The sequence below is a fragment of the Undibacterium sp. GW821-FHT11B02 genome (genome assembly GCF_058808955.1).
On the sequence record NZ_JBXASD010000004.1, the window covers coordinates 52,974 to 75,795 of the forward strand.

General features: G+C 51.5%; 26 protein-coding genes. 4 read left to right on the forward strand and 22 right to left on the reverse strand.

The genetic code is table 11. The features are described from left to right. Positions 1-20: 20 nt before the first annotated feature. The 5 genes from AC1RVX_RS09180 to AC1RVX_RS09200 form a co-directional block, all read right to left on the reverse strand. Positions 21-491, reverse strand: coding sequence for a hypothetical protein (locus tag AC1RVX_RS09180; protein WP_493216283.1), 471 nt, complete (start codon positions 489-491; stop codon positions 21-23). 109 nt (positions 492-600) lie between these two features. Then, positions 601-1,428: a serine hydrolase gene (locus tag AC1RVX_RS09185; protein ID WP_493216284.1), complete on the reverse strand. Its 828-nt coding sequence runs from the start codon at positions 1,426-1,428 to the stop codon at positions 601-603. Positions 1,429-1,556: 128 nt separating this feature from the next. Beyond that, complete coding sequence (gene pal / locus AC1RVX_RS09190; RefSeq protein ID WP_493216285.1) at positions 1,557-2,084, reverse strand: peptidoglycan-associated lipoprotein Pal; 528 nt, start codon at positions 2,082-2,084, stop codon at positions 1,557-1,559. A gap of 201 nt (positions 2,085-2,285) precedes the next feature. Continuing rightward, the gene (locus tag AC1RVX_RS09195; protein ID WP_493216286.1) at positions 2,286-3,611 is read right to left on the reverse strand and encodes an ATP-binding protein; all 1,326 of its coding nucleotides are present in this window, start codon (positions 3,609-3,611) and stop codon (positions 2,286-2,288) included. Continuing rightward, positions 3,608-4,270, reverse strand: a complete 663-nt coding sequence (locus tag AC1RVX_RS09200) for a response regulator (protein WP_493216287.1) — start codon at positions 4,268-4,270, stop codon at positions 3,608-3,610. Before AC1RVX_RS09200 ends, AC1RVX_RS09195 begins: the two co-directional genes overlap by 4 nt. A gap of 203 nt (positions 4,271-4,473) precedes the next feature. Here AC1RVX_RS09200 and AC1RVX_RS09205 point away from each other — a divergent pair, with 203 nt between their 5' ends. After that, positions 4,474-4,950: a hypothetical protein gene (locus AC1RVX_RS09205; RefSeq protein WP_493216288.1), complete on the forward strand. Its 477-nt coding sequence runs from the start codon at positions 4,474-4,476 to the stop codon at positions 4,948-4,950. 46 nt (positions 4,951-4,996) lie between these two features. Then, the gene (locus AC1RVX_RS09210) at positions 4,997-5,173 is read left to right on the forward strand and encodes a hypothetical protein (protein ID WP_493216289.1); all 177 of its coding nucleotides are present in this window, start codon (positions 4,997-4,999) and stop codon (positions 5,171-5,173) included. A 60-nt stretch (positions 5,174-5,233) separates the two neighbouring features. Here AC1RVX_RS09210 and AC1RVX_RS09215 read toward each other — a convergent pair whose 3' ends face one another. The 5 genes from AC1RVX_RS09215 to AC1RVX_RS09235 form a co-directional block, all read right to left on the reverse strand. Further along, positions 5,234-6,937: a long-chain-fatty-acid--CoA ligase gene (locus AC1RVX_RS09215; protein ID WP_493216290.1), complete on the reverse strand. Its 1,704-nt coding sequence runs from the start codon at positions 6,935-6,937 to the stop codon at positions 5,234-5,236. 243 nt (positions 6,938-7,180) lie between these two features. Beyond that, positions 7,181-8,407, reverse strand: coding sequence for an acyl-CoA dehydrogenase (locus AC1RVX_RS09220; protein WP_493216291.1), 1,227 nt, complete (start codon positions 8,405-8,407; stop codon positions 7,181-7,183). A gap of 57 nt (positions 8,408-8,464) precedes the next feature. After that, complete coding sequence (locus AC1RVX_RS09225) at positions 8,465-8,914, reverse strand: PaaI family thioesterase (protein WP_493216292.1); 450 nt, start codon at positions 8,912-8,914, stop codon at positions 8,465-8,467. 24 nt (positions 8,915-8,938) lie between these two features. After that, positions 8,939-9,703, reverse strand: coding sequence for an SDR family oxidoreductase (locus tag AC1RVX_RS09230; RefSeq protein WP_493216293.1), 765 nt, complete (start codon positions 9,701-9,703; stop codon positions 8,939-8,941). Positions 9,704-9,723: 20 nt separating this feature from the next. Then, complete coding sequence (locus tag AC1RVX_RS09235) at positions 9,724-10,458, reverse strand: histidine phosphatase family protein (protein WP_493216294.1); 735 nt, start codon at positions 10,456-10,458, stop codon at positions 9,724-9,726. 101 nt (positions 10,459-10,559) lie between these two features. Here AC1RVX_RS09235 and AC1RVX_RS09240 point away from each other — a divergent pair, with 101 nt between their 5' ends. Continuing rightward, positions 10,560-11,471: a LysR family transcriptional regulator gene (locus AC1RVX_RS09240; RefSeq protein WP_493216295.1), complete on the forward strand. Its 912-nt coding sequence runs from the start codon at positions 10,560-10,562 to the stop codon at positions 11,469-11,471. Between the two features lie 40 nt (positions 11,472-11,511). On the opposite strand, the gene AC1RVX_RS09245 is transcribed toward AC1RVX_RS09240, so the two are convergent. The 9 genes from AC1RVX_RS09245 to rpsP all read right to left on the reverse strand — a co-directional run bounded on the left by AC1RVX_RS09245 (position 11,512) and on the right by rpsP (position 18,147). Continuing rightward, positions 11,512-11,844 carry a DUF3579 domain-containing protein gene (locus AC1RVX_RS09245; RefSeq protein WP_493216296.1) on the reverse strand — a complete coding sequence of 111 codons (333 nt, stop codon included), beginning with the start codon at positions 11,842-11,844 and terminating at the stop codon, positions 11,512-11,514. A 299-nt stretch (positions 11,845-12,143) separates the two neighbouring features. Beyond that, on the reverse strand, positions 12,144-13,256 hold the full coding sequence (locus AC1RVX_RS09250) for an acyltransferase family protein (RefSeq protein WP_493216297.1): 1,113 nt from the start codon (positions 13,254-13,256) through the stop codon (positions 12,144-12,146). 28 nt (positions 13,257-13,284) lie between these two features. Continuing rightward, the gene (locus AC1RVX_RS09255) at positions 13,285-13,857 is read right to left on the reverse strand and encodes a GNAT family N-acetyltransferase (protein WP_493216298.1); all 573 of its coding nucleotides are present in this window, start codon (positions 13,855-13,857) and stop codon (positions 13,285-13,287) included. 111 nt (positions 13,858-13,968) lie between these two features. Further along, complete coding sequence (locus AC1RVX_RS09260; protein ID WP_493216299.1) at positions 13,969-14,919, reverse strand: CobD/CbiB family protein; 951 nt, start codon at positions 14,917-14,919, stop codon at positions 13,969-13,971. A gap of 118 nt (positions 14,920-15,037) precedes the next feature. Further along, the gene (locus AC1RVX_RS09265) at positions 15,038-15,706 is read right to left on the reverse strand and encodes a CoA pyrophosphatase (protein ID WP_493216668.1); all 669 of its coding nucleotides are present in this window, start codon (positions 15,704-15,706) and stop codon (positions 15,038-15,040) included. 208 nt (positions 15,707-15,914) lie between these two features. Continuing rightward, positions 15,915-16,298 (reverse strand): 50S ribosomal protein L19, encoded by a 384-nt coding sequence (gene rplS, locus AC1RVX_RS09270; protein ID WP_162042130.1) that lies wholly within the window; start codon positions 16,296-16,298, stop codon positions 15,915-15,917. 130 nt (positions 16,299-16,428) lie between these two features. Beyond that, on the reverse strand, positions 16,429-17,175 hold the full coding sequence (gene trmD, locus AC1RVX_RS09275) for a tRNA (guanosine(37)-N1)-methyltransferase TrmD (protein WP_493216300.1): 747 nt from the start codon (positions 17,173-17,175) through the stop codon (positions 16,429-16,431). Between the two features lie 169 nt (positions 17,176-17,344). Beyond that, positions 17,345-17,887, reverse strand: a complete 543-nt coding sequence (gene rimM / locus AC1RVX_RS09280; protein ID WP_493216301.1) for a ribosome maturation factor RimM — start codon at positions 17,885-17,887, stop codon at positions 17,345-17,347. An 11-nt stretch (positions 17,888-17,898) separates the two neighbouring features. Beyond that, positions 17,899-18,147 carry a 30S ribosomal protein S16 gene (gene rpsP / locus AC1RVX_RS09285; protein WP_186947492.1) on the reverse strand — a complete coding sequence of 83 codons (249 nt, stop codon included), beginning with the start codon at positions 18,145-18,147 and terminating at the stop codon, positions 17,899-17,901. Positions 18,148-18,334: 187 nt separating this feature from the next. Here rpsP and AC1RVX_RS09290 point away from each other — a divergent pair, with 187 nt between their 5' ends. Then, on the forward strand, positions 18,335-18,763 hold the full coding sequence (locus tag AC1RVX_RS09290; protein ID WP_493216302.1) for a TM2 domain-containing protein: 429 nt from the start codon (positions 18,335-18,337) through the stop codon (positions 18,761-18,763). Between the two features lie 70 nt (positions 18,764-18,833). Here the strand turns inward: AC1RVX_RS09290 and AC1RVX_RS09295 are convergent, their stop codons facing one another. From AC1RVX_RS09295 to AC1RVX_RS09305, 3 genes are all read right to left on the reverse strand, one after another. Then, positions 18,834-20,624, reverse strand: a complete 1,791-nt coding sequence (locus AC1RVX_RS09295) for an acyl-CoA dehydrogenase (protein ID WP_493216303.1) — start codon at positions 20,622-20,624, stop codon at positions 18,834-18,836. Between the two features lie 124 nt (positions 20,625-20,748). Beyond that, entirely contained in the window at positions 20,749-21,678 is a 930-nt protein-coding gene (locus AC1RVX_RS09300) for an electron transfer flavoprotein subunit alpha/FixB family protein (protein WP_493216304.1), read from the reverse strand. A 100-nt stretch (positions 21,679-21,778) separates the two neighbouring features. Further along, positions 21,779-22,531 (reverse strand): electron transfer flavoprotein subunit beta/FixA family protein, encoded by a 753-nt coding sequence (locus tag AC1RVX_RS09305; protein WP_493216305.1) that lies wholly within the window; start codon positions 22,529-22,531, stop codon positions 21,779-21,781. Positions 22,532-22,822: the final 291 nt, after the last annotated feature.

Sequence of the window (22,822 nt, forward strand, 5' to 3'; positions counted from 1 at the left end):
AAAACAAAAAGATATTCGAATTAGCGACACACACTTCCCCCTTCAGGACGAATCACAGGTGCAGCAAACCGGTGCTGCTGCTGCAACAAGATAGGGCGAATGAACGGTGTTGTGATGAAGGAATCGTCGATATCTTCTTCAGCCTGTTCGGTATCTGACCAATACCAGACTGTGTGAATATGTAGCGCTATATTTTGCTCCAGCAGCGCCAGTATTTTTCCCCAGACATCGCTGGACAAAAATGCCTCGTCGTCAGTTGCTGCGTCGCGGCAGGATTCCAGAAGGGTTTCCATCAAAGTAAAGCGTTCGTCATCGTTCAACTCACCGCTTTCATAGACAGCTAGAAATTCGTCGATTCTAGTGGCGTCTGCGACTTCATATTCCCAGTCTTGCATGTCCCGGGTATTGCGCAGATTAAACCTGAGCGCCAGCGCATCATCAATGGCTGTGCTGGTTGGGTAACGGCAGCAATGGTCAAGGTTGATCCACATTTTTCTCTCGGCTTTGGGGTGGCATATACCGTTTATATGCCTGTGCCGATAGATTATAAGTGAGGAATGCTCCCGCTACAGCAATGCTGAAGGGAGAACAATCGGCGCATCAACGATGCCGTCTATGCCTCGCCAGCCTGTGTTTCACTTCTTCTTTGTAGCCCAGCAATTTGCCGATATTCAAGGCGTCCATCAATCTGGCGGAGCTGGCTCTGGCGTTGAGTAATACCAGGGTGGCCATTTTGCCTGCGAGTTTAACGCGCATGATGAGGCAGTTGCCGGCTTCGTTGGTGAAGCCGGTTTTGGAGAGCAGGACATCCCAACCTTTTTTGCCGACCAGACGATTGGTGTTGTGGAATTCGCGCGTGCGTCCGTCCCTGAGAGAGATGCTGTCTTCACTGTCGGTCGTGATGTCGGCAATTTCGGGATAACGGGCGGCAGCCTGGGCCATTTTTACCAGGTCGGCAGCGGTAGAGGTGTTTTCTGGCGACAGGCCGGTGGGTTCTTTGATGACCGTGTTGGGCATGCCCAGGGCGATCAGCTTGCTTTTGACAGCGACCAGAAACGCATTATTACCACCAGGGTAGGTGCGGGCCAGCGAAGCTGCGGCGCGATTATCAGAAGACATCAGCGCCAGTTGCAGGGCATCTCTGCGGGTGATGGAGCTGCCTACGGGTACGTGTGAGCGGCTATGTTTTAACTGGTCGACATCATCTTCTTTGATGTCGATTTTTTCATCCATGTTGGGCTTGCTGTCGAGCACGATCATGGCGGTCATCAACTTCGTCAGCGAGGCGATGGGTACCACGGTGGTGGCATTTTTTTCCAGCAGAACCTGGCCATTGCGGTCATCCACCACAATCGCATTTTGGGAATTCAACTGCATGGCAGCCAGGCTGCTGCTATAAAACAGCAAGATGACGACTAACTTACGCATTAACATCTGGGCATTCGGTTACGTGTATCAAAAACAAAAAACCAATTGGCGGTACGTCTGCATAGTATCAGATGTGCCGCCGCATGGTTTAGTCACACAAAGGGAAACATCGGTTCCCTCTTTAAGCATTACTTGCCAGAATAAATGATATCGGCGCGGCGGTTTTGTGCCCAAGCTTCTTCATTGCTGCCAGTTGCTTTTGGTTTTTCTTTGCCCAGGGAAACAGCTTCCATTTGTGCTTCAGGCACGCCCAGCAGGGACAGGGACTTGCGTACGGCTTCAGCACGTTTTTGGCCCAGTGCCAGATTGTATTCGCTGCCACCGCGTTCATCGGTATTACCCTGGATCAGGATTTTTTTGCCTTTGTTGGCACTCAAGTTTTTGGCGTTGCTATTCACCACCGGTGCGAATTCAGATTTGACAACGTATTGGTCAAAATCAAAATAGACGCTGCGATTAGCAAGTTCGTTAAATTCACTCTTACCTGCGTCTACGGTAGTAACTGTCGTGGTGCCAGCGCCACCATTTGGTTTTTGTACAACTACCTCTTTTTCTTTCGTCGTATCTGTTTTTTGTATTGGTGTACTGCAGGCTGCCAATAAAACTGCTACTGCTGCCAGGCTGGCCGCGCTTTTGATTGTGTTGATTGCACGCATGAAAATTTCCTCGAAGTTTTAATTAATGAATTCAAACCTGAAGCGGGAAAGTACACACCACAGGTATTACAAAACTTCGCTATGGTGCCTTAAGAAACTTAGGCGAATCTTAAAAAATACCTGTGGATAGAGATAAAACAGGCATTTTTACCCTGAGATTGGTGATTTTTGCAATATTTTCCTGCCAATTTTCAGTTGTCTTTAACCTGCATGGCGAAGGGATGCTGGAAATTGTATGCGTACTTCCAGCCCGCCAATGGCAGCCTGGGCCATCTGTATGCGGGCCTGATGACGATCGGCGATGGCTTTGGTAATCGCCAGCCCCAGGCCGCTGCCACTGACACTGCTGCCGGCAACACGGTAAAAACGATCAAAAATGCGCTCACGTTCGGCTTCGGGTATGCCGGGACCAGAATCCTGGATCACCAGTTGTATGCCCCCTATATCGTCAATCAGGGTAATGTAGATTACCCCTTCCCCCTGGATATAACGTACGGCATTGTCAAGCAGGTTACGTATCATGACGCGCAGGCTTTCGGCATCGCCCATCAATTCTGTATTGGCGGACATCTGGCTGGTGATGCTGATTTTCTTGGAAACGGCAAACGGGGTCACGTCGCTGACGGCCTGTTCCACACAGGCGTTGAGCAAGGTCGGGCTAAAGCTGACTGCCGCCTGTGACGATGGGTCTTGCCTTGCCAATGCCAGTAATTGTTCCACCAGGCGCGATGCGCGGTCTACCCCGCCCAGCAGGCGGTTGACTGCCTGTTCGTGGGTATTTTCATCCTTGGCGCGGCCCAGGTTTTGCACTTGCAGGCGCAGGGCCGTAATAGGCGAACGCAGTTCATGCGCGGCATCTGCCACGAAGCGCTGCTGTGCCTGCAGGGCCTGCCCCATACGGCTGAGCAGTGAATTCAATTCCGTCACCAGCAACGAAACCTCACCGGGCAAACCTTTGTCTGACACCGGGTCGATAGAATTGGCACTGCGATTGGCCAGCTCACTACCGATGCGATTGAGCGGTGCCAGCACCGAGCTGATGCCCCACCATGCTGCACAAAATAACAAAATGGAAACCGGGATGACAGGCCACACGGTACTAAGCGCGAATGAAAATGCACGTTCACGGCGGGCGCTGATTTTTTGGGCGACCTGGATCACACGTTTGTTCTCTTCGGCGGCATACACGCGCCAGTCGCCATTTTCCAGATTGACAGTGGAATAGCCCAGCGCCGCCTGTTTCGGCAGGCTGCGATGCTGGCGCGACTGATAAACCCTGGCACCATCTTCTGACCATACCTGGACCACGAAATCAAAGTCATCCATCTCGGTTCCTGGCAGGGCATGCCAATCTACCTGTTCAAAATCCCCATCTTGCAGGGCCAGCGCCATTTGTTGCATGTGGTAATCGAACAGCTTGTCGGCCTCGCTGATAGCAGCATGCAAGGATGTTGCAAACTGCAGGGCGGCGGCAGTCAGAATGGCTACGCCAAACAACAGCATCATTTGCAGGCGCAGGGATTTCATGCGTTTTTCTCAACCATGTAACCAACGCCGCGCACATTGACGATAAATTTCTGGCCCAGCTTTTTTCGCAAACCGTGGATATATACTTCGACCGCATTGCTTTCAATTTCAGATGTATAACCAAACAATTGCTCTTCCAGCCGGCTGCGTGACAGGATGGCACCGGGCCGGGCAATCAGGGCGTCGAGTATGGTCCATTCGCGTGCTGACAAGATGACTTGCTCCTTGCCGTTGAATACCTGGCGCGTGGTCGAATCCACCACCACGTCACCACAGACATAAGAGCTGTCCACCCGCCCGCGTGAACGGCGCAGCAGCGCATGCATGCGGGCAATCAGTTCATCCAGGTCAAAGGGTTTGATGAGGTAATCGTCCGCCCCGGCATGCAGGCCCTGCACTCTTTGCGCGACGGTATCACGCGCTGTCATCACCAGCACTGGCAAGGTATCACCTCGCTTGCGCAAGGCTTTCAGGATATCCATGCCGTCGCGCTGCGGCAGGCTCAGATCCAGCAGCAGCACGTCATAGCTGTGAATTTGCAAGGCCGCTTCAGCAGCTTCGCCACTGGTCAGCCAGTCGACCAGGTTGGATTCACTCTCTAGGGCGATCTGGATATTTTCACCTATCATGGGGTCGTCTTCGACGAGAAGGACTTTCATGGTCTGTCAGTAGTCAGCGTTTGAGATGCAATGACGGCTTGCACATATTGTAAAGCGAGGATTGTACGCGATGGCTGTGCGGCATGTAATGGCAAGTTACTGAATGCGGCATTGCCGGTAGATGCTTGACACTTTATACATTTGATAGTTAATTTCCGTAGAGACAAAAATTATCAGATTTTACTGAAAAGACAGGAGTAAATATGGCCGGTAGAAGGCAACTGAAATCTGTTGCAGCGGGTATCGCAGGCAGCTTTAATAGCCGTAATAATGATCTCGAAGGTTATTGGGCCATAGGCAAACTTTGCCGCTTTAGCCATGAACAGGATGTTTCCTTGATCAGATTAGATTTGTTGAATTTGACCTGTTCGCCAGCAAATGCGGAATTTAATGCAGTCATGTACACCTATAAAATGCAACTGGCAGGATTAATGTCACGGCTGTCCATACCGACAACATGGTTAATGGCGGCAGGCATAGAAATTGATTTCCAGCCTGAATATGACGCGCACCTGCATTATTTTCATTCGGCACTTGGTAATCCCTACACGGTGCAGGTGAAATTGTGCAGCGACCTGGGAAAGCAATATAGTGTAAGAACTGGTGGCAACTGCCGCCCCCATGACCCATCCAAGGAAAGCAAGCGCTGTTGTGCGCTCACGCACATGCAGGGCTTGTAAATGCGTGGGTAGCCACCATCTGGTTGCTTCATCTTGAGGAGCAAACATGTTCTTTCTACACCACCCGCAACCAGTACGCCCAAGAAAGGCCGTACCTGAACTGCAAGTCAGCAGCCAGAGTCAGGCCGTGGATACCAAGACCATTGTGGTGGAACGCAGTGTTGAAGAATTGCGTGTGCTGCACTTATCAGCTAAAGCCAAAACACTTGGCGACAACAAATAAAAAACTGCAGCTTCCCTCACAATCGAGCAAAGCTGCAGAAGCGCTCACAACATTATTGATTTAAACAGCGGCTCGTTTTTTAGCCTCTTCTTCATACAATTCTTTTTTGGACAATTTACCTACAGGAGTTTTAGGTAACTCTGCACGGATGTCCATGGCTTGCGGCATTTCATGCTTGCCCAGTCTGTCTTTGAGGAAGTCTTTCAGCTCGTCAAAACTGAAAGCTGCCTGACCTGCCTTGAGCTTGATAAATGCCTTGGCTGCCTGACCACGATAGGCATCGGGGATGCCGATGACGCTGACCTCTGCCACAGCCGGGTGTTCATAAATCGCTTCTTCGATATTGCGTGGATAAACGTTATAACCACCAGACAAGATCATGTCCTTGGTGCGGTCAACGATGTAGACAAAACCGTCTTCATCCATATAACCGACATCACCGGTGCGGAAATAACCGTCAGCGGTAAACGCATCACGGGTGGCGTCTGGCTTGTTCCAGTAACCTTTCATGATATTGGCACCGGCAACGCAAATTTCACCGCGTTCGCCCAATGCCACTTCTTTGCGTGGATCATCAATGCTGGCAAACTTGAAGCGTATGCCCGGTGTGGGCAAACCGCAGGAACCTGTCTTGCGCACGCCACCCAAAGGGGTAAAAGTGCCGGTGGGTGAGGTTTCGGTCATGCCCCAGCCTTCCAGCAGGGTACAGCCTGTCAGCGCCTGGAATTGTTGCAGCACTTCTGTCGGCAAAGGTGCTCCACCAGAATTGCAAAACTTCAGTGCGCTGAGATCATATTCCCTGATCTGCGGATGATTGATGATGGCGGTATACATGGTGGGGACGCCTGGGAATACGGTGATCTTCTTGTTCGCCAGATCCTTGACTACGGCATCGGTATCAAAACGGGTATGCAAGACGATTTCTGCCCCCATGCGTATGCCAAACAACATGTCCACCGTCAAGGCATAGATGTGAAATAGCGGCAGCACGGCCAGCAGTTTTTCTTTGCCCTCTTCCAGCACACGTGGCTGGATATTGGTGGTTTCCATGATCTGGCTGCAAGCCGTGGTCAGGTTGCCATGGGTGAGCATCGCACCTTTGGGCAAGCCGGTGGTGCCGCCTGTGTATTGCAGGGTGGCGATGGCTTCTTTGGGGTCTATCGCCGCGACGGGCGTGTAGTCACCATCATTGTCCAGCAGTTTTGCAAACAGCAGATGCTGCGCATTGTCGGGGATGGCACTCAGCTGGCCGGCCTTGTCCAGGTTCGCCCTTACTGCATCCGGGTAGGGTGTCATTTCGGGGATATTGCCGATGATGAGTTTTTGCAGACGGGTATGGCCCAGCATCTTGGCCATTTGCGGATACAGCATGACCATGTCCAGCGTCACCAGCAAGTCGGTATCGCTGTCGGCGATTTTATGCTCCAGCACTTTCTCGGCATCCAGTGGCGAGTAATTGACGACGGTGCCACCAGCTTGCAAGATCGCAAAGAAGCTGATGACGTAATGCGGGGTGTTCGGTAAATACAGGCCCACATGCACACCGGGTTTGACACCCAGTTGCTGGAAACCTTTGGTGGCCTGATTCACCAGCTTTTGCAATTCTGCATAGTTGGTCTTTTTGCCCATGAATTCCAGTGCGGGCAAGTCTGGCCATTTGGCAACGGCGTCATGCAGCAATTGTGGCACGCTGCTGATGGGCAAGTCAGCGTCCCAGTGGACGCCAGCGGGGTAAGATTTGATCCAGGGTTGTAAGTCGCGCATTTTTGTCTCTCTCTTTTTAGTGGTACTTACGAAAAATCGCCCCAGCTGCGTTGTAACGCCTAGCCGTACTAAAGTACTGTCTTCGTCGCTACGCCTTGCTGTGACAATTTTGCGTAAGTCCTGTTTAGAACTGCTTTAAAATGTCAGCCAACTGGGAAGTTAACGCAGGAAAAGCCCTACCTCAAAAAGAGGAAGAGCCAATCCGGAACTACCCGTAAATCGCACTTATGAAACTACAAGTAATTATTTTTTCTCCATGTATTTCTTCAACTCCATCTTGCCGATCTGATTCCTGTGCACCTCATCCGGGCCATCTGCCAGGCGCAAGGTACGGGCTTGTGCATAGGAATACGCCAGACCAAAATCATCAGACACACCGCCACCACCATGCGCCTGTATGGCCCAGTCGATGACCTGGCAAGCCATGGTTGGCGCAGCTACCTTGATCATGGCGATTTCTTTGGCTGCGGCCTTGTTGCCGACGGTATCCATCATCTGTGCCGCATTCAAGACCAGGAAACGCGCCTGATCGATCAGGATACGGGCATTGGCAATACGTTCCAGCGTGACGCCCTGCTCTGCTACCCGTTTGCCAAAAGCGACACGGGTCAGCGATCGTTTGCACATGTCTTCCAGCGCACGTTCTGCCAGACCTATCAAACGCATGCAGTGATGGATGCGGCCAGGTCCAAGACGGCCCTGGGCAATTTCAAAGCCACGACCTTCGCCCAATAACATGTTCGATGCGGGTACGCGCACGTTTTCAAACAGAACTTCGCCATGGCCATGCGGTGCATCGTCATAACCAAATACCGGCAAGGCGCGCAGGATTGTCACGCCCGGTGTGTCGCGCGGCACGATGATCATCGATTGCTGTTTGTGACGGTCTGGGTTGGCCGGGTCGCTCTTGCCCATGAAGATGAATACTTTGCAGCGCGGATCATTAGCACCAGACGACCACCATTTGCGACCATTGATGACATACTCGTCGCCATCACGGACGATGGAAGCTTCAATATTGGTAGCGTCAGAAGAGGCGACTGCAGGTTCTGTCATGGCAAAGCAGGAGCGGATTTCGCCACGCAACAAGGGCTTCAGCCATTGTTCCTGATGCTCCGGTGTGCCATAGCGGGCAAACACTTCCATATTGCCGGTATCAGGTGCAGAGCAATTGAATACTTCAGGTGCCCAGACTGCACGGCCCATGATTTCGCACAAGGGTGCATATTCCAGATTCGTCAGCCCTGCGCCATGACCAGATTCTGGCAGGAAGAGATTCCACAAACCAGCATCGCGTGCCTTGGCTTTCAGTTGCTCAACAATCTTGGTCGGTATCCAGGCATTACCTGCCTTGCGGTTAGCGGCGATCTCGCCAAAGAAAGTCTTTTCATTTGGATAGACATGCTCGTCCATGAAGGCGATCAGACGTGCCTGTAAATCTTTGACTTTGGGGCTGTATTGAAAATCCATTTTGTTTCCTTTTCCTTGTTGGTTCAGTTTTTTCAAATGGACATGGCTATGTCCGTTTTACCTTCTTTGCAATTCAATATTGCGCGCCGTCAGCAATGCCGTTGCGCATAAAATCTCTTCGCCATTGCGTACAGAAAAAACCTCTGCGGCGCTGACTGTCAATAACTTCCCGTTTGAAACCACACGTCCGCGTGCCCTTAATTTTTCACCATCTGCGGGTGCGACTATCTTCAAATTACAATCAATGCTGGCGTTGATCCAGCCCACCGGCAACAGGGTACCGGCGGCAGAAACACCAGCAAAATCGGCGGCAGCAAAGATGGCAGTGGCCTGCATTTTTCCTGGTACGAAACTGAGTTCTTCGCGGTATGCAATATCCAGTTCCACTTCACCCGGCGCTACCTTCACAAACTGTATGCCCAACCATTTCGCCATCGGCATGGCCAGCACCAGACTCTTGAGTTGCGCTGCGTAATCTGGATTGCTAGCCACATATACCGGTTTCATGATCGCGCCTTGTTATTTGCCGTATTAACTGACCAGATAGCCGCCATCGACATTGATACAGGCACCGGTTGTGTAGCTGGAAGCATTCGATGCCAGGTACAAGACCGTGCCTGCCATTTCATCAGGCTCGGCAATGCGCTTCATGGGTATGCGGGTCAGGGCTTTTTCAAGGATGACTGGATTGTGGAACAGGGCCGAGGCGAACTTGGTATCAGTCGCGCCTGGCAACAGGGCATTCACGCGCACACCCATGGCGGCACATTCCAGCGCAAAGGATTTGGTCATGGCAATGACAGCGGCCTTGGTGATGGAATAAATCCCCTGCATGGCACCTGGTATCACACCATTGACAGAAGCCACATTGATGATGCTGCCACCACCGTGTTTTGCCATCAGCTTGGCACCGGCAGAAGACATGAAAAAGTAACCGCGTATGTTGACATCGACTGTCTTTTGGAAGGCACCCACATCCGTCTCGGTGATATGCCCGAAGTGCGGGTTGGTGGCGGCATTGTTGACCAGAATATCCAGGCGGCCGTGGGCTGCTGTAATGTCGGCAAACAGGGCATCGATCTGCGCCATTTCACCTATATGGCAGGCACGTGCTTCTGCCTTGCCACCAGCAGCAATAATCGCTGCCACCACGGCTTCGCAAGCTTCTGCCTTGCGGCTGGAAACGATGACATAAGCACCGTTGGCCGCCAGGGTTTTGGCTACGGCTTCACCTATCCCACGGCTGGCACCGGTAACAAGTGCAACCTTGCCGGTCAAATCGAACATTGCTGTCATATCTTGTCTCTCTTATTTTTTTAAACGTAGGTGATTGTTTTGGGGTTGTTCAATACTTCAAGATGCGAAAAATTGTTCAGGTAAGCCAGCGCTGGGCGGGGTGCTGAACCATCGACGTTCGGCTGCAAATGAAAGCGCGTCACTGCACTATTCACCAGTGACCAGTTGAGTTCGGCAAAGCGCGGATCAGGGAAGCCCAGCACATGCTGGCATAGCGCGGAGATCGTGCCGCCGGAGGTAAACACAACGATGTTTTTGGCACCGTCGGCAATCGCCAATTGCTTATGCATGGCAGTAACACAGCGCTGGCGAAATGCGTCCCAGCTCTCTACATACTCGGCATCATGTTCACCTGACATCCAGCGGCTGATGGCCTGGGCAAAAATATCTTGAAAAGCTTGCTTGCCATTCGGCGTATTCATGAGGAAATGTTTGACCGCTGCCGGGTCATCAAAAGCCGGCACATGCCGCGCCAGGACTTCATGGTGGTTGTATTCGTTGAAACCGGCATCACAATGCCAGGCTGAGGTATCGAGCGCATCAAGGTCTTGTTGGCGCATTTCCGCGATACAGGCTTGTGCTGTTTGCTGATGCCGTTTCAAGGCACCCGTGACAACACGCGACACCTGCATGTCGCGCTCCGCCCACCAGCGACCCAGATGCCTGGCCTGCAGTTCGCCCAGTTCAGACAATTGGTCATAGTTCTGGTTGCCGAATGAAGCCTGCCCATGCCTGACCAGATATAAAGCTGCCATTACTTCCTCTATCGAAAAACTTCATTAAATCAGTGAACAAAGTGTATGCCTGCGCCTATAATTGATCAAATGAATAGTTATTATCTGAATTAATTAATCTCATGCATCTATCACGAATCGACCTGAACCTGTTCACAGTATTTGTTGCCATCTACACCGAAGGCAGCGTGACCCGTGCCAGCCAGCAACTGAACCTGACCCAACCAGCCATCAGCCACGCTTTGAACCGGCTGCGGCAATTGTTCAATGACCCGCTGTTTGTGCGTCAGGGGCAGGCCATGGTGTCGACGCCGCTGGCACGCAGCATCATTGAACCAGTGCGACAGGCACTGCGTGGGCTGGAAGTGACGCTGACCGAAAATGACAAGTTTGACCCGGCACTGGCTACCAAACAGTTCAACCTGGCCCTGCGCGATGTATTGGAATCCACCGCCCTGCCGCCGCTGATGGAGAGCATCACGCGGCAGGCACCGCAAATCAATCTGGCGGCGATACAGGTGGAAAGGCGGGAACTGGTCAGTGAACTGGCGGCAGGCAGCCTGGACCTGGCGATTGACATGCTGTTGCCATTACCGAATGAGATACGCCGTCAGAAGGTGGTGCAAGGCAATACTGTCGTGCTGGCAAGACGTGATCACCCCGTTATACAGGGCAAGCTGGACCTGGACAGTTATATGCAGGCGGAACACATACTGGCCAGCTCACGCCGCAAAGGGATGGGTCTGGAAGATTTTGAACTGAGCCGCCTGGGTCTGCAAAGACGTATACGCCTGCGCTGTCAGCATTATTTTGCCGCTTGCAGGGTAGTCAGCCAGACAGATTTGCTGCTGACCATGCCGGAAGGCTATGCTCGCATCGCAAATGAACAGTTTAACAACCAGATGTTCCCGCTGCCAGTTGCCATGCCTTCATGGGACGTGTACCTGTACTGGCACCAGAATGTGGAAAATGATCCGGCCAACCGCTGGCTGCGGCAACAGGTGATAGAGGCATTTCAAAACCAGACGGTCTGATGCCGGTCTGGTCCTGACTTCAATTCAGATTGGATGGGATTTATTTGCCAGCTTTTGGCTCGTCAGGCAGCAGACAGGCATCGATAATTTGCAAATCATTATCTTTGGCAAAACTGACCACGAAATGATAAGCCAGAGGTTCGATATCACGTATGGCTTCGTTCACCACCACAGAACGTACGCCGTTCAGCAGGATGGGTCGGACATACGGTGAATATTGCAGATGTGAGTGGCGGCCACCGTCAGGGCTGAAGCAGGACATGGCCCCGCACAGGCGCTCTGCCCAGTCGCTGGGGCGAAATTGCTTCCCATCGCTGGTGATGCCCTGGATGAAAAACTCGCGGACTTGTTGCGTTTTTTTGGTATCGGCCATGTGCTCGGCTTGCGGTAAAGCAAGAGTGAATTAAGCTCAACATCATTATGTGATACCAAGCTTTCGGAATACTTCCATATTATATCTTATAGAAGACTTGAATCAAAATCGCCGGGTAGATATATTATGGATGCCAGCAAAATTCGTTCCAGAATATGAAAACTGCTTAGCGGTTTAGGGCGTGTTGACCTATCAATATAGTTCATTTTTTACCATGGTAAAGCGCGCGGGTTTTCCATATAGTGGCTATGTGAACACACACAGGCTACAAGTTAATGACTTCAAGATAGTTTTGATTTTTACAGCCGGTTTCTGAATGGCAGTAATAATTTTGTCAACAATGCCTGCCTTTTCACCACTTCCAGCATCAGCAAAGGTAAAAGCAGGCCGCATATCAGGGCGATGCTGGCATGCAGGTAATCATGTGAAGCATGCGGATCGAGCTTACCAAGCAGGGCAAATACTTTCCACTCTATCCATGAATGAAAAATCATGATGAACAGGCTGCTGCTGCCGAGGTAAGCCAGTGCCTGTTTGCTGCCACCCCAATGTCCCAGCACATATGCCAGGCTCAACAACAGGTAAATGCCGGCCAGTGCCTGTGCAGTGGAAACCCACCAACTGTCATACTGGCGCATGTTCAAGTCTATGGTGTCATCAAACAGCAGGTGCAGCACCACAAAGACAAGGGCAGCCAGCGCCATCGCCCAGGAGCGTGGTTTGAAATGCATGACCTGGTCACGCCACAGATAACCCAGCAGGATGAAGGCGGTACTGATGCCAAGCAAATCAGCACTCCAGGGCAAACCGGGAAAGTTGTTTTGCCGGTTTGCCAGCGCCTGGTTCAGATGGGTATATGCCTGACCATCAAGCTGTGCCACGAACTGAACCACCACGATACCAATACTCAGCAGGATGATGGCAACCACCGCTACCAATCCCTGCCTGGCCTGAAAGTGGTCGATGACACACAATATGCACCAGGCTGTCAGCATCGCTAAAAACAGATGTGGCAAATACCATAACGGCACCCATTCTATGGTGTTACCGGTGCCATATAACAGCCCGGCCAGATAAGTGTCCCAAGGCACATGGGCAAACAGGATACGAAAAACTCCCCAGATCAGCAGCACCACAAAATACGGCTTCAGCAAGGCATCTGCCTTGAAGACCAGAAAGTCTCTGAAGCCGGCATCATGATGGAACACGGCACCAGACAGGAAGAAAAACAGCGGCATGTGAAAAGAAAAGATGATGCGAAATAATTCGCCATGATCATGTGCAATGATCCAGTTGTGACCCAATACTACGAGGATAATCCCCAGGCCCTTGGCAATGTCGATGGTGGTATTACGGGCGGCGTGATGGGTAACAGTATGGGTAGCAGCGTGAGTGGAAACAAGCACTTGCATACAAGCCGCCCTCTCTTGACATTAGACCTTAATTTTCGACAATGATCTGATAAGGTAACGCTGGCCATTCCTGCGGCACCAATGAATAAATCGATGCGGCTGTTGGCAAGCCACCTACGATCAAACGGTTGCGGGCCGTGCATTCTCGCAGGGCGCCCAGTTTTCTGGCGACTTGCATGCTCAGTTCATTGCCTTCTGCCACCACGATCTCTATGCGGCTGAAACCCAGTTCTTTAAATCCGGCTTCGGTCAATACGCGGGCCGCCTGGATGGCAATGCCCCGCCCCTGCCTGGATTGCCTGATCCAGTAACCAAGGTTGCAGTAATTATGCATCTTGCTGATCAGGTTCAAGCCACAAGCACCCAGCAATTCCTTGCCATCTTCGGTAAAAATACCAAATTCATAGGCGGTGCCTTCTGCGCGTCCACGGTCGCAGGTGTCAAACCATTCATGTGCGCCATCTATCGTAAAGCCAGCATGGCACCAGGACATCCAGCGGCCGACAGTAGGAACAGATTCAAGCACAGTGGCAGTAAATTGTTCTGCGTCACCCGCTTCAAAGGCCCGCAGGCAAAAACCGGGGGCAATAATTTTTTTCATGTAATCAGGAAGCAGTTTTCATATCAGGACAGAGGCTGCGCAGATCTGGCAACCAGCACGTCATGAATGCAAGGAAAAAAAGCTGGCGGCATGATGGCCAGCTTTTTTACTTTATACCCAGGCTGCAAAAGATAGCAGCAACAACAGCAACATCCACAGCAACAAAGCACGCCAGACCAGGCCAACGGCACTTTGCAAGGCCCTTGGTGACGCTTCGACACCGGGCTGACTTTCCAGTTCCAGACTATCGACATCGACGGCGCTGGCATCGGCCTGCAAGACCATGGCTTTTTCTTCTGGCTCGCCCAGACGCACGCCCAGTGCACCACCACCGGCTGACAGGATGATACCCACCGCTTCGTCCGACCAGCGGTCGGCGTAGTTACGCCAGGAATACACAGCATCTTCAAAATTGCCAACAATGGCAAACGCGACTGCGGTAAGGCGTGCGGGTATCCAGTCTATCCAGTAAAACACCTGGGCCGCATAGACACCGAATTCTTCATTTTTCATGTGTTCGGGTTCATTCCATGCACGTGACAGGTATTCAGCCACGCGGTACATGACCGCACAGGCCGGGCCTACCGGCATCAGGAACCAGAAAAACACACCAAACACATTGCGATGGCTGGCAATCAGCGAACGCTCAACAGCCAGTCTTGAAATTTCAGAAATATCCAGGCCGGTAGTGTCCAGATGCGTCCATTCTGCCAGATAACGGCGGGCCGCCTCTTCATCGCCGGAACTCAGCGCCAGCTGTATGGATGTGAAATAGTGGCTATAGCGGCGAAAACCCAGGGTCAGGTAGACGATGATCACATTCCAGATCAGGGCAGCAAAGGGGCTCAGGCGATGGCACAACCAGTAGATCAGCGCTGTAGGCACAGTCAGCAAGCCGACAATGATCCACCAGCCGAGGCGACCATGCTTGACTTTACCAGCATTGAACGAGGCCTCGATTTTTTCAGACAGCATCTGAATTTGCGTATAGATAGGGTTATCTGCACGCAAGGGCTTGAGTTGCTCAATCAACAAAGCTAACAGAATCGAAATAAAGGTCATAATTGACTGGATTGATGTTGCAGCACCCGGCTGCCAACAATGAATTTGCTAATGCGGCAAGTGTAAACCGATTTGCCCAGATTATGAAGCTTTGTTCTACAAGGCAAGACTTTTGCTGTCATGCGCGCAAAAAATGAAACAGGTTGCGCAGCATGCCAGCGGTGGCCCCCCAGATGAAATGCTGCTCATAGGGCATGGAATAAAACTGCCTTTGGCCACCACCGTCGGGCAGCTCAAACAAGCGGCGCTGGTGGTGCCGCCCATCCATCAGGAAAGCCAGTGGCACTTCGAAGATGGAGGCGACTTCGGTCGGGTCAGCGCGCAGGTCAAAGCCTGGATCAACCAGAGATACCACGGGGCTGACGCGATAGCCAGTACCCGTATGATAATCCGGCAAATGGCCCAGCACATCGACATAACGCCGGTGCAGACCCACCTCTTCTTCGGCTTCCCGCAGGGCAGTTTCTATCGGGTTGATGTCTTCTTCTTCAAAACGCCCGCCAGGAAAGCTGATCTGACCCGGATGATGGTTCAGATTGGCAGCACGCTCTGTCAGCAACAGGGTCAGGCCGGTTTTGCGGGTGACAATCGGTATCAGTACCGATGCCGGGCGAAAAGGCAGGTTCCTGGACAGGGAATGTTCGTCATTGATTTCTGGCGTCCACACGGGCGGCTGCGCAAAACGCTCACGCAGCCATGCTGGCGACAAGCGGCTGACGGGCACCGCCGGCTCAGTAGCCACGGATTGTATGGGCAAGGATTCAGGATTCAGAAAAATATTGCTCACGATGAAAAATTCTGCGACCAGATCAGGCCCGGAAATGCCAGAGCAACACCGGGAATCAAACCAAACCGTGGCAGGCATTATTTTGCCTGCTCAGGTCCATCAAAAAACTTAGAACTCATTTCATAAACAGGGGGTGAGATGCGTTCTAAAAACTGCAATAAAAAAAGGATGCCTGAGCATCCTTTTTTCGATACGGCAATAACAGATATTACTCTGCTTTTGCTGCCGCAACCTTACGTGCTGGCAATTTCTCTTTAATACGAGCAGATTTACCAGAGCGTTCACGCAGGTAGTACAACTTGGCGCGACGTACGTCACCGCGACGTTTCACTTCGATAGAAGCGATCAGTGGGGAATACAACTGGAATGTACGCTCAACGCCTTCGCCGGAAGAAATCTTACGGACGATGAAGTTGGAATTCAAACCACGGTTACGACGGGAGATAACAACGCCTTCGTAAGCCTGTGCACGTTTGCGTGTACCTTCAACAACGTTGACGTTCACAACAACTGTGTCACCTGGTGCAAAGTCAGGGATGTTTTTGCCGAGGCGAGCAATTTCTTCTTGCTCTAATTTTTGGATCAGATCCATTTTTTACTCCTATGACCATCTTGCCGACGCTGCAGAATCTGGTTCTGACTGATGCCCGGTAGAGGATGGGGTTTAACATGTGAATCTTTTGATTCACGCTTAAAGATTCCAGCCCGGGGGCTGAAAAATACTACAAACTGCTTAAAAACTTTTCATCAGCCTTGCTCAGCAAACCGGCAGCACGGGCTGCAAGGATCAAATCCGGGCGTTTCAGCAAACTCGCTTGCAGTGCACGCTGACGACGCCATTTTTCGATCTCGGCATGGTTGCCGCCCATCAGCACTGCAGGCACGGCTTCATCTTCAAATACTTCTGGCCTGGTGTAATGCGGGCAATCCAGCAAGCCATTCACAAAACTGTCTTGTACTGCCGACGCCTCATCATGCAAGACACCGGGGATTTGCCGTATCACGGCATCCATCAGGGCCATGGCTGGCAATTCTCCGCCAGACAGCACAAAGTCACCGAGGCTGATTTCTTCGTCGACATACTTGTCGAGCAAACGCTGATCAACGGCTTCATATCTGCCACACAACAAGACCAGACCCGCAGCTTCAGACAATTGCATGACCTTTTGATGGGTCAGCGGTTTGCCTTGAGGCGACAGATAAATGACTTTGGGTGCCGCCTGAACTGAGACAGACTGGCGCTGCTTTGCCGCTTCAATTGCCGACTGCAAAGGCTTTGCCATCATCACCATGCCGGGGCCACCGCCATAAGGCCGGTCATCCACGGTACGATGTCTGTCTGTGGTGAAATCACGTGGATTCCACAGCTTCAATTCGCATTTTTGTTGCTCGAACGCCCGCCTGGTCACACCTGATTGGGTAATGGCAGCGAACATTTCGGGAAACAGCGTAATGACATCGAACTGCATGCTTATGCCTTCTGAGAACCTATTTACGATCTTACTGGGCGAGCGTGATCGGGGCTCATGTGCTGCTCAAAATGCTCATGTACTTAAGTACATTCCGCTTTCTGCGCTGCTCTTCACCCCGCTGACGCACGCTCGCTACAGATCGTAAACAGGTTCTGAGTTCATCACCTTAATAATCACTACCCCAGTCGACCTGGATTTTGCCTGCTTTTTGATCCACTTCCTTGACGAAAGTCTCCACAAAAGGAATCAGGCGTTCGTGTTTCGACAGTTCATTCTCAGGCACATCCGCTGCTGCCACCCGTAATATCGGATGTGCACCGTTGTCCATCAAATCCCTGACGACACCTAAATTTTCACCCTGAAGATTGTCAACCTGCAAACCTATCAGATCAAGCCAATAGAATTCACCGGAACCCAAAGCAGGAAAATGCTTGCGAGAAATTTGTACAGTGGCACCTTTCAGTGCTTCTGCGGCATTTCTGTCAGGCACACCTACCAGCCGAGCAACCACGTCTTCGCCATGGATTTTGACTTCCATGCGATCGACATCACGCAACTCAGGCTTATCCAACCACCAGGTCTTTGCTGACAACATTGCATCAGCATCAGCAGAATAAGGACGTATCCTTACCCAGCCATGAATACCAAATGCTCCCGAGATATAGCCCACGAGGACCAGATCATCAGGAACATGAACTCCAGCAGACATCAAAGCGGCGATTAAGCTGCTGCTTTGGAAGATGCTACCAGACGAGCTACTGCTGGCGACAATTGCGCGCCAACACCTTGCCAGTATGCCAGGCGATCTGCTGCTACACGTACTGTTTCGGCATTACCAGTTGCTACAGGATTGTAGAAACCGATACGCTCGATAAAGCGACCATCGCGACGATTACGGGAATCAGTTGCAACGATGTTGTAAAAAGGGCGCTTTTTTGCGCCACCACGAGCTAAACGAATAACGACCATAATATTTCCAAAAAATGTCTGAACGCGGAAAAAGCTGTAGATTATAGCCCGCTTCTTAAGCAAGTCGCAAGAACTATCCCACTTTTCCCCTGCACACAAGCAAGTTTATATCGGTCAGCGTGACTATTCCGACACATCAGGGCGGCTTGACATACAATCACAGCTTCCACCTTGATGACATGCTGCAATGACACTTACCGACAAAACACCGCATAAAAATAAAGCTCTGACAACATTCCTGGCAGCCGTATTTGGTAGTATCGGCCTGCACCGCTTTTATCTTGCTGGTAAAAAAGACAAATGGGGCTGGTTGCATTTCAGCTCACTGCCACTCAGTATGGTCATTCACTATTTCTATTTTGGCAAACCCGAAATCGTGCAATACAGCCTGCTTTTGCTATCTTTCCTGGTCGCCATACTGGAAGCACTGGTCATGGGCCTGACACCGGATGAAAAATGGGACGCCAGGCACAACAGCAAATCCGGCCAGACAAGTGATTCAACCTGGCCGCTGGCTCTGTTGCTGGTGCTGACACTGGGCGTAGGCGCATTTGTACTGATTGCCGCCATCGCCCGCACCTTTGATCTGTTGTACACGGGCGGTGCTTACGGCTGATCTCGCTTGTTTACTTTACAAAATAAAAATGGCTCATCTACGATGAGCCATTTTTCTCTCGGAAATAGTATCAGAACTGATCTTCAGATAATGCCATGACACCGGCACTGCCATCCACAATCGCTGAACGCAAGCCTTGCGCTGCTGACAAGATATGGTCAGCAAAATAACGTGCGGTAGCAATCTTGGCTTTCATGAAAGCGGCATCGCCCTCACCCGCATCCAGCTTTTGCTGGGCGATGATGGCAGCACGCGCCATTTGCCAGCCACCGAAAACGATGCCCGCCAATTTCAGGTACAAAACACTGCCAGCAAACACACCTTTGATATCTTGCTTGAAGTTGGTGACGACATAATCAACCACGTCTTCCAGCGCAGCGGAGCCCGCTGCCAGTTGACGCTGTATCGCCAGCATATCGACTGAGCCGATAGCCGCCAGTTGTGCCTCTGTGGCGCGCATGTCGGCGATAAAGGCTTTGGCAGTGGCACCGCCATCGCGCGAAGTTTTGCGGCCTACCAGGTCATTCGCCTGGATGGCTGTGGTGCCTTCATAAATTGTCAGAATCTTGGCATCGCGGTAGTGTTGTGCAGCGCCGGTTTCTTCGATGAAGCCCATGCCGCCATGTACCTGCACGCCGGTGGATGTAACATCCAGCGACATTTCTGTCGACCAGCCTTTGACGATAGGTACCAGGTACTCATATTTGGCCTGGTTGGCCTTGCGAACTGCCAGGTCAGCATGATGATGCGCAAAGTCGCTGATACCGGCGGCAACATAAGCCAGTGCACGTGCACCTTCGGTCTGGGCGCGCATGGACATCAGCATGCGGCGTACATCCGGGTGATTGATGATGGTGACGGGGCCGGCAGAACCCGCCAGGTCACGTGATTGCACACGGTCTTTAGCGTATTGCACTGCCTTTTGATAAGCACGTTCTGCCACGCCTATACCCTGCATGCCAACGCCAAAGCGGGCGGCATTCATCATGATGAACATGTATTCGAGGCCGCGATTTTCTTCGCCGACCAAAGTACCGATGGCACCGCCGTTATCGCCGAATTGCAATACCGCAGTCGGGCTGGCCTTGATGCCCAGCTTGTGCTCTATAGATACACAATGTGCGTCATTGCGTGCACCCAGTGTGCCATCGGCATTCACCATGAATTTAGGAACGATGAACAGGGAAATGCCTTTCACGCCTTCCGGTGCATCCGGTGTACGGGCCAACACCAGATGGACGATATTTTCTGCCATATCGTGTTCACCATAGGTGATGAAAATCTTGGTACCGAACACTTTATAGGTGCCATCACCCTGCGGTACGGCACGGGTGCGTACCATTGCCAGGTCAGAACCGGCTTGCGGTTCGGTCAGGTTCATGGTGCCAGTCCATTTGCCGGAAATCAGGTTTTCCAGGTAGATGGCTTTTTGTTCATCGCTGCCTGCTGTCAGCATGGCTTCAATCGCGCCATCGGTCAACAATGGGCAAAGGGCGAATGAGATGCTGGCAGCATTCAGCATTTCTATGCAGGGTGTCGCCACCAACTTGGGCAAGCCATGACCACCAAATTCTTGCGGATGCTGCACACCCTGCCAGCCTGCTTCGCCAAACATCTTGAAGGCTTCTTTAAAGCCCTTGGTGGTGAAGACTTCACCGTCTTTCCAGTAACTGGGTACCTGATCGCCAGCCCAGTTCAATGGTGCCACCACTTCACCGGCAAACTTGGCGTTTTCTTCCAGCACTGCGACGACGGTTTCTGCCGTCGCATCTTCACAGCCAGGCAAGGCATTCACTTCCGCCAGACCAGCCAGTTCATTGATGAGGAACAGCATGTCCTTGACAGGGGCAACATAGCTCATTTTTGTATCCCAAAAAAAGAAAAAGGGGCAGGTCAGGAAGATCGCTGAATAATGCGATAAACCGCTTACCTGCCCCAATCAGGCCGCCGTGGAGGCCAATAATTTACATTTGGACTAAATCGAATTAACCCAGTGCAGCAACTAACTGTGGAACGATTTCAAACAGATCGCCAACGATACCGTAATCCGCTACCGAGAAAATCGGTGCTTCAGGGTCTTTATTGATGGCGACGATGGTCTTGGAATCTTTCATACCGGCCAGATGCTGGATCGCGCCAGAGATACCAACTGCGATATACAGCGTAGGAGCAACGATCTTGCCAGTCTGACCGACTTGCCAGTCATTCGGTACGAACCCTGCATCCACCGCAGCGCGGGATGCGCCCATGGCAGCACCCAGCTTGTCAGCCAGTGGCTCCAGGATCTTGAAGTTTTCGCCAGAACCCATACCACGGCCACCAGAAACGATGACTTTGGCAGCGGTCAGCTCAGGACGGTCAGACTTGGCCACTTCGCGCGAAACGAAAGCAGATTTGCCAGAGTCAGCAACCGCTGTGATTGTTTCAACCGCAGCAGAACCACCCGTTGCAGCAGCATCAAAGCCAGTGGTACGCACGGTGATAACCTTGATGGCGTCAGTCGATTGCACGGTAGCGATGGCATTACCGGCGTAGATAGGACGCTCGAAGGTGTCAGGGCTGTCTACCTTGGTGATTTCAGAAATTTGTGAAACGTCGAGCTTGGCAGCGACGCGTGGCAAAATGTTTTTGCCGTAGGCAGTTGCCGGTGCCAGGATGTGGCTGTAGCCAGAAGCGATTGCCAATACTTGTTCAGCAATGTTTTCTGCCAGACCATCTGCAAAATGGGCAGCGTCCGCGTGCAATACTTTGCTGACGCCAGCGATTTGTGCTGCGGCTTGCGCTGCTGCGCCAGCATTGTGGCCTGCAACCAATACGTGTACATCTGCGCCGCATTGTGCAGCAGCAGTAATAGTATTCAATGTGCTGCCCTTGAGGCTAGCGTTGTCGTGTTCAGCGATGACGAGTGTAGTCATGATGTCTTCCACTTGATATGTTGCCAGGGTCACATTCCCGACAACAAAAATTATTCTTAAATTCTGTCTCTAATTCTGGCTATAGATCAGCCATCGGAAATTAACCTATAACCTTGGCTTCATTTCTCAGTTTGGCAACCAGTGTTGCCACGTCTGGCACCTTGATACCGGCGCTGCGTTTTGCTGGCTCGGTCACTTTCAAAGTCTTGACGCGGGAAGCAACATCCACACCCAGGTCTGCAGGTTTGACGTTGTCCAGTTGTTTTTTCTTGGCCTTCATGATGTTAGGCAAAGTCACATAACGTGGTTCATTCAAACGCAAGTCGGTGGTGATGATGGCTGGCAGTGTCAGGGACAATGTTTCCAAACCGCCGTCCACTTCACGGGTTACTGTGGCTTTACCATCAGCAACCGTGACTTTGGAAGCGAAAGTCGCTTGTGGCCAGCCCAGCAAGGCTGCCAGCATTTGACCAGTCTGGTTGCAATCATCATCAATCGCCTGTTTGCCGAGGATGATCAGTTGTGGTTGCTCTTTGTCAGCCAGGGCTTTAAGCAGTTTGGCTACAGCCAGCGGTTGCAGTTCTGCATCGCTTTCGACCAAAATACCGCGATCAGCACCAATTGCCATTGCTGTACGCAGGGTTTCCTGGCATTGCGCAACGCCGCAAGAAACGGCAATAACCTCTGTCACCACGCCCGCTTCTTTCAGGCGGGTCGCTTCTTCAACAGCGATTTCATCAAATGGGTTCATGGACATTTTGACATTGGCGATATCAACGCCAGAGCCATCAGATTTAACACGCACTTTAACGTTGTAATCGACGACGCGTTTGACTGGTACCAGGACTTTCATAGTTCTGCCTTTATGAGCTAATTGGGAAATACCTAAGGTGATACGAATTTTAAAACTTGAAACTGAAATTTTGACGCCTGACGCTGCCACTAAGCTTGCGGTTCTAACGAGACGCACTGAATTCTGCACGCAAAGAACTCTTCGCGCATGTAATTCTTCATACTACTGTGCTTTCGCATCCACAAATTGACGTATACGTAAATTGTAGTGATTATAAAACGAAAACATCAACATTTTGCATAATTTAGCACGATCGTTCTTTTTAAGCCACTTTACTGCTAGAGCAGAATG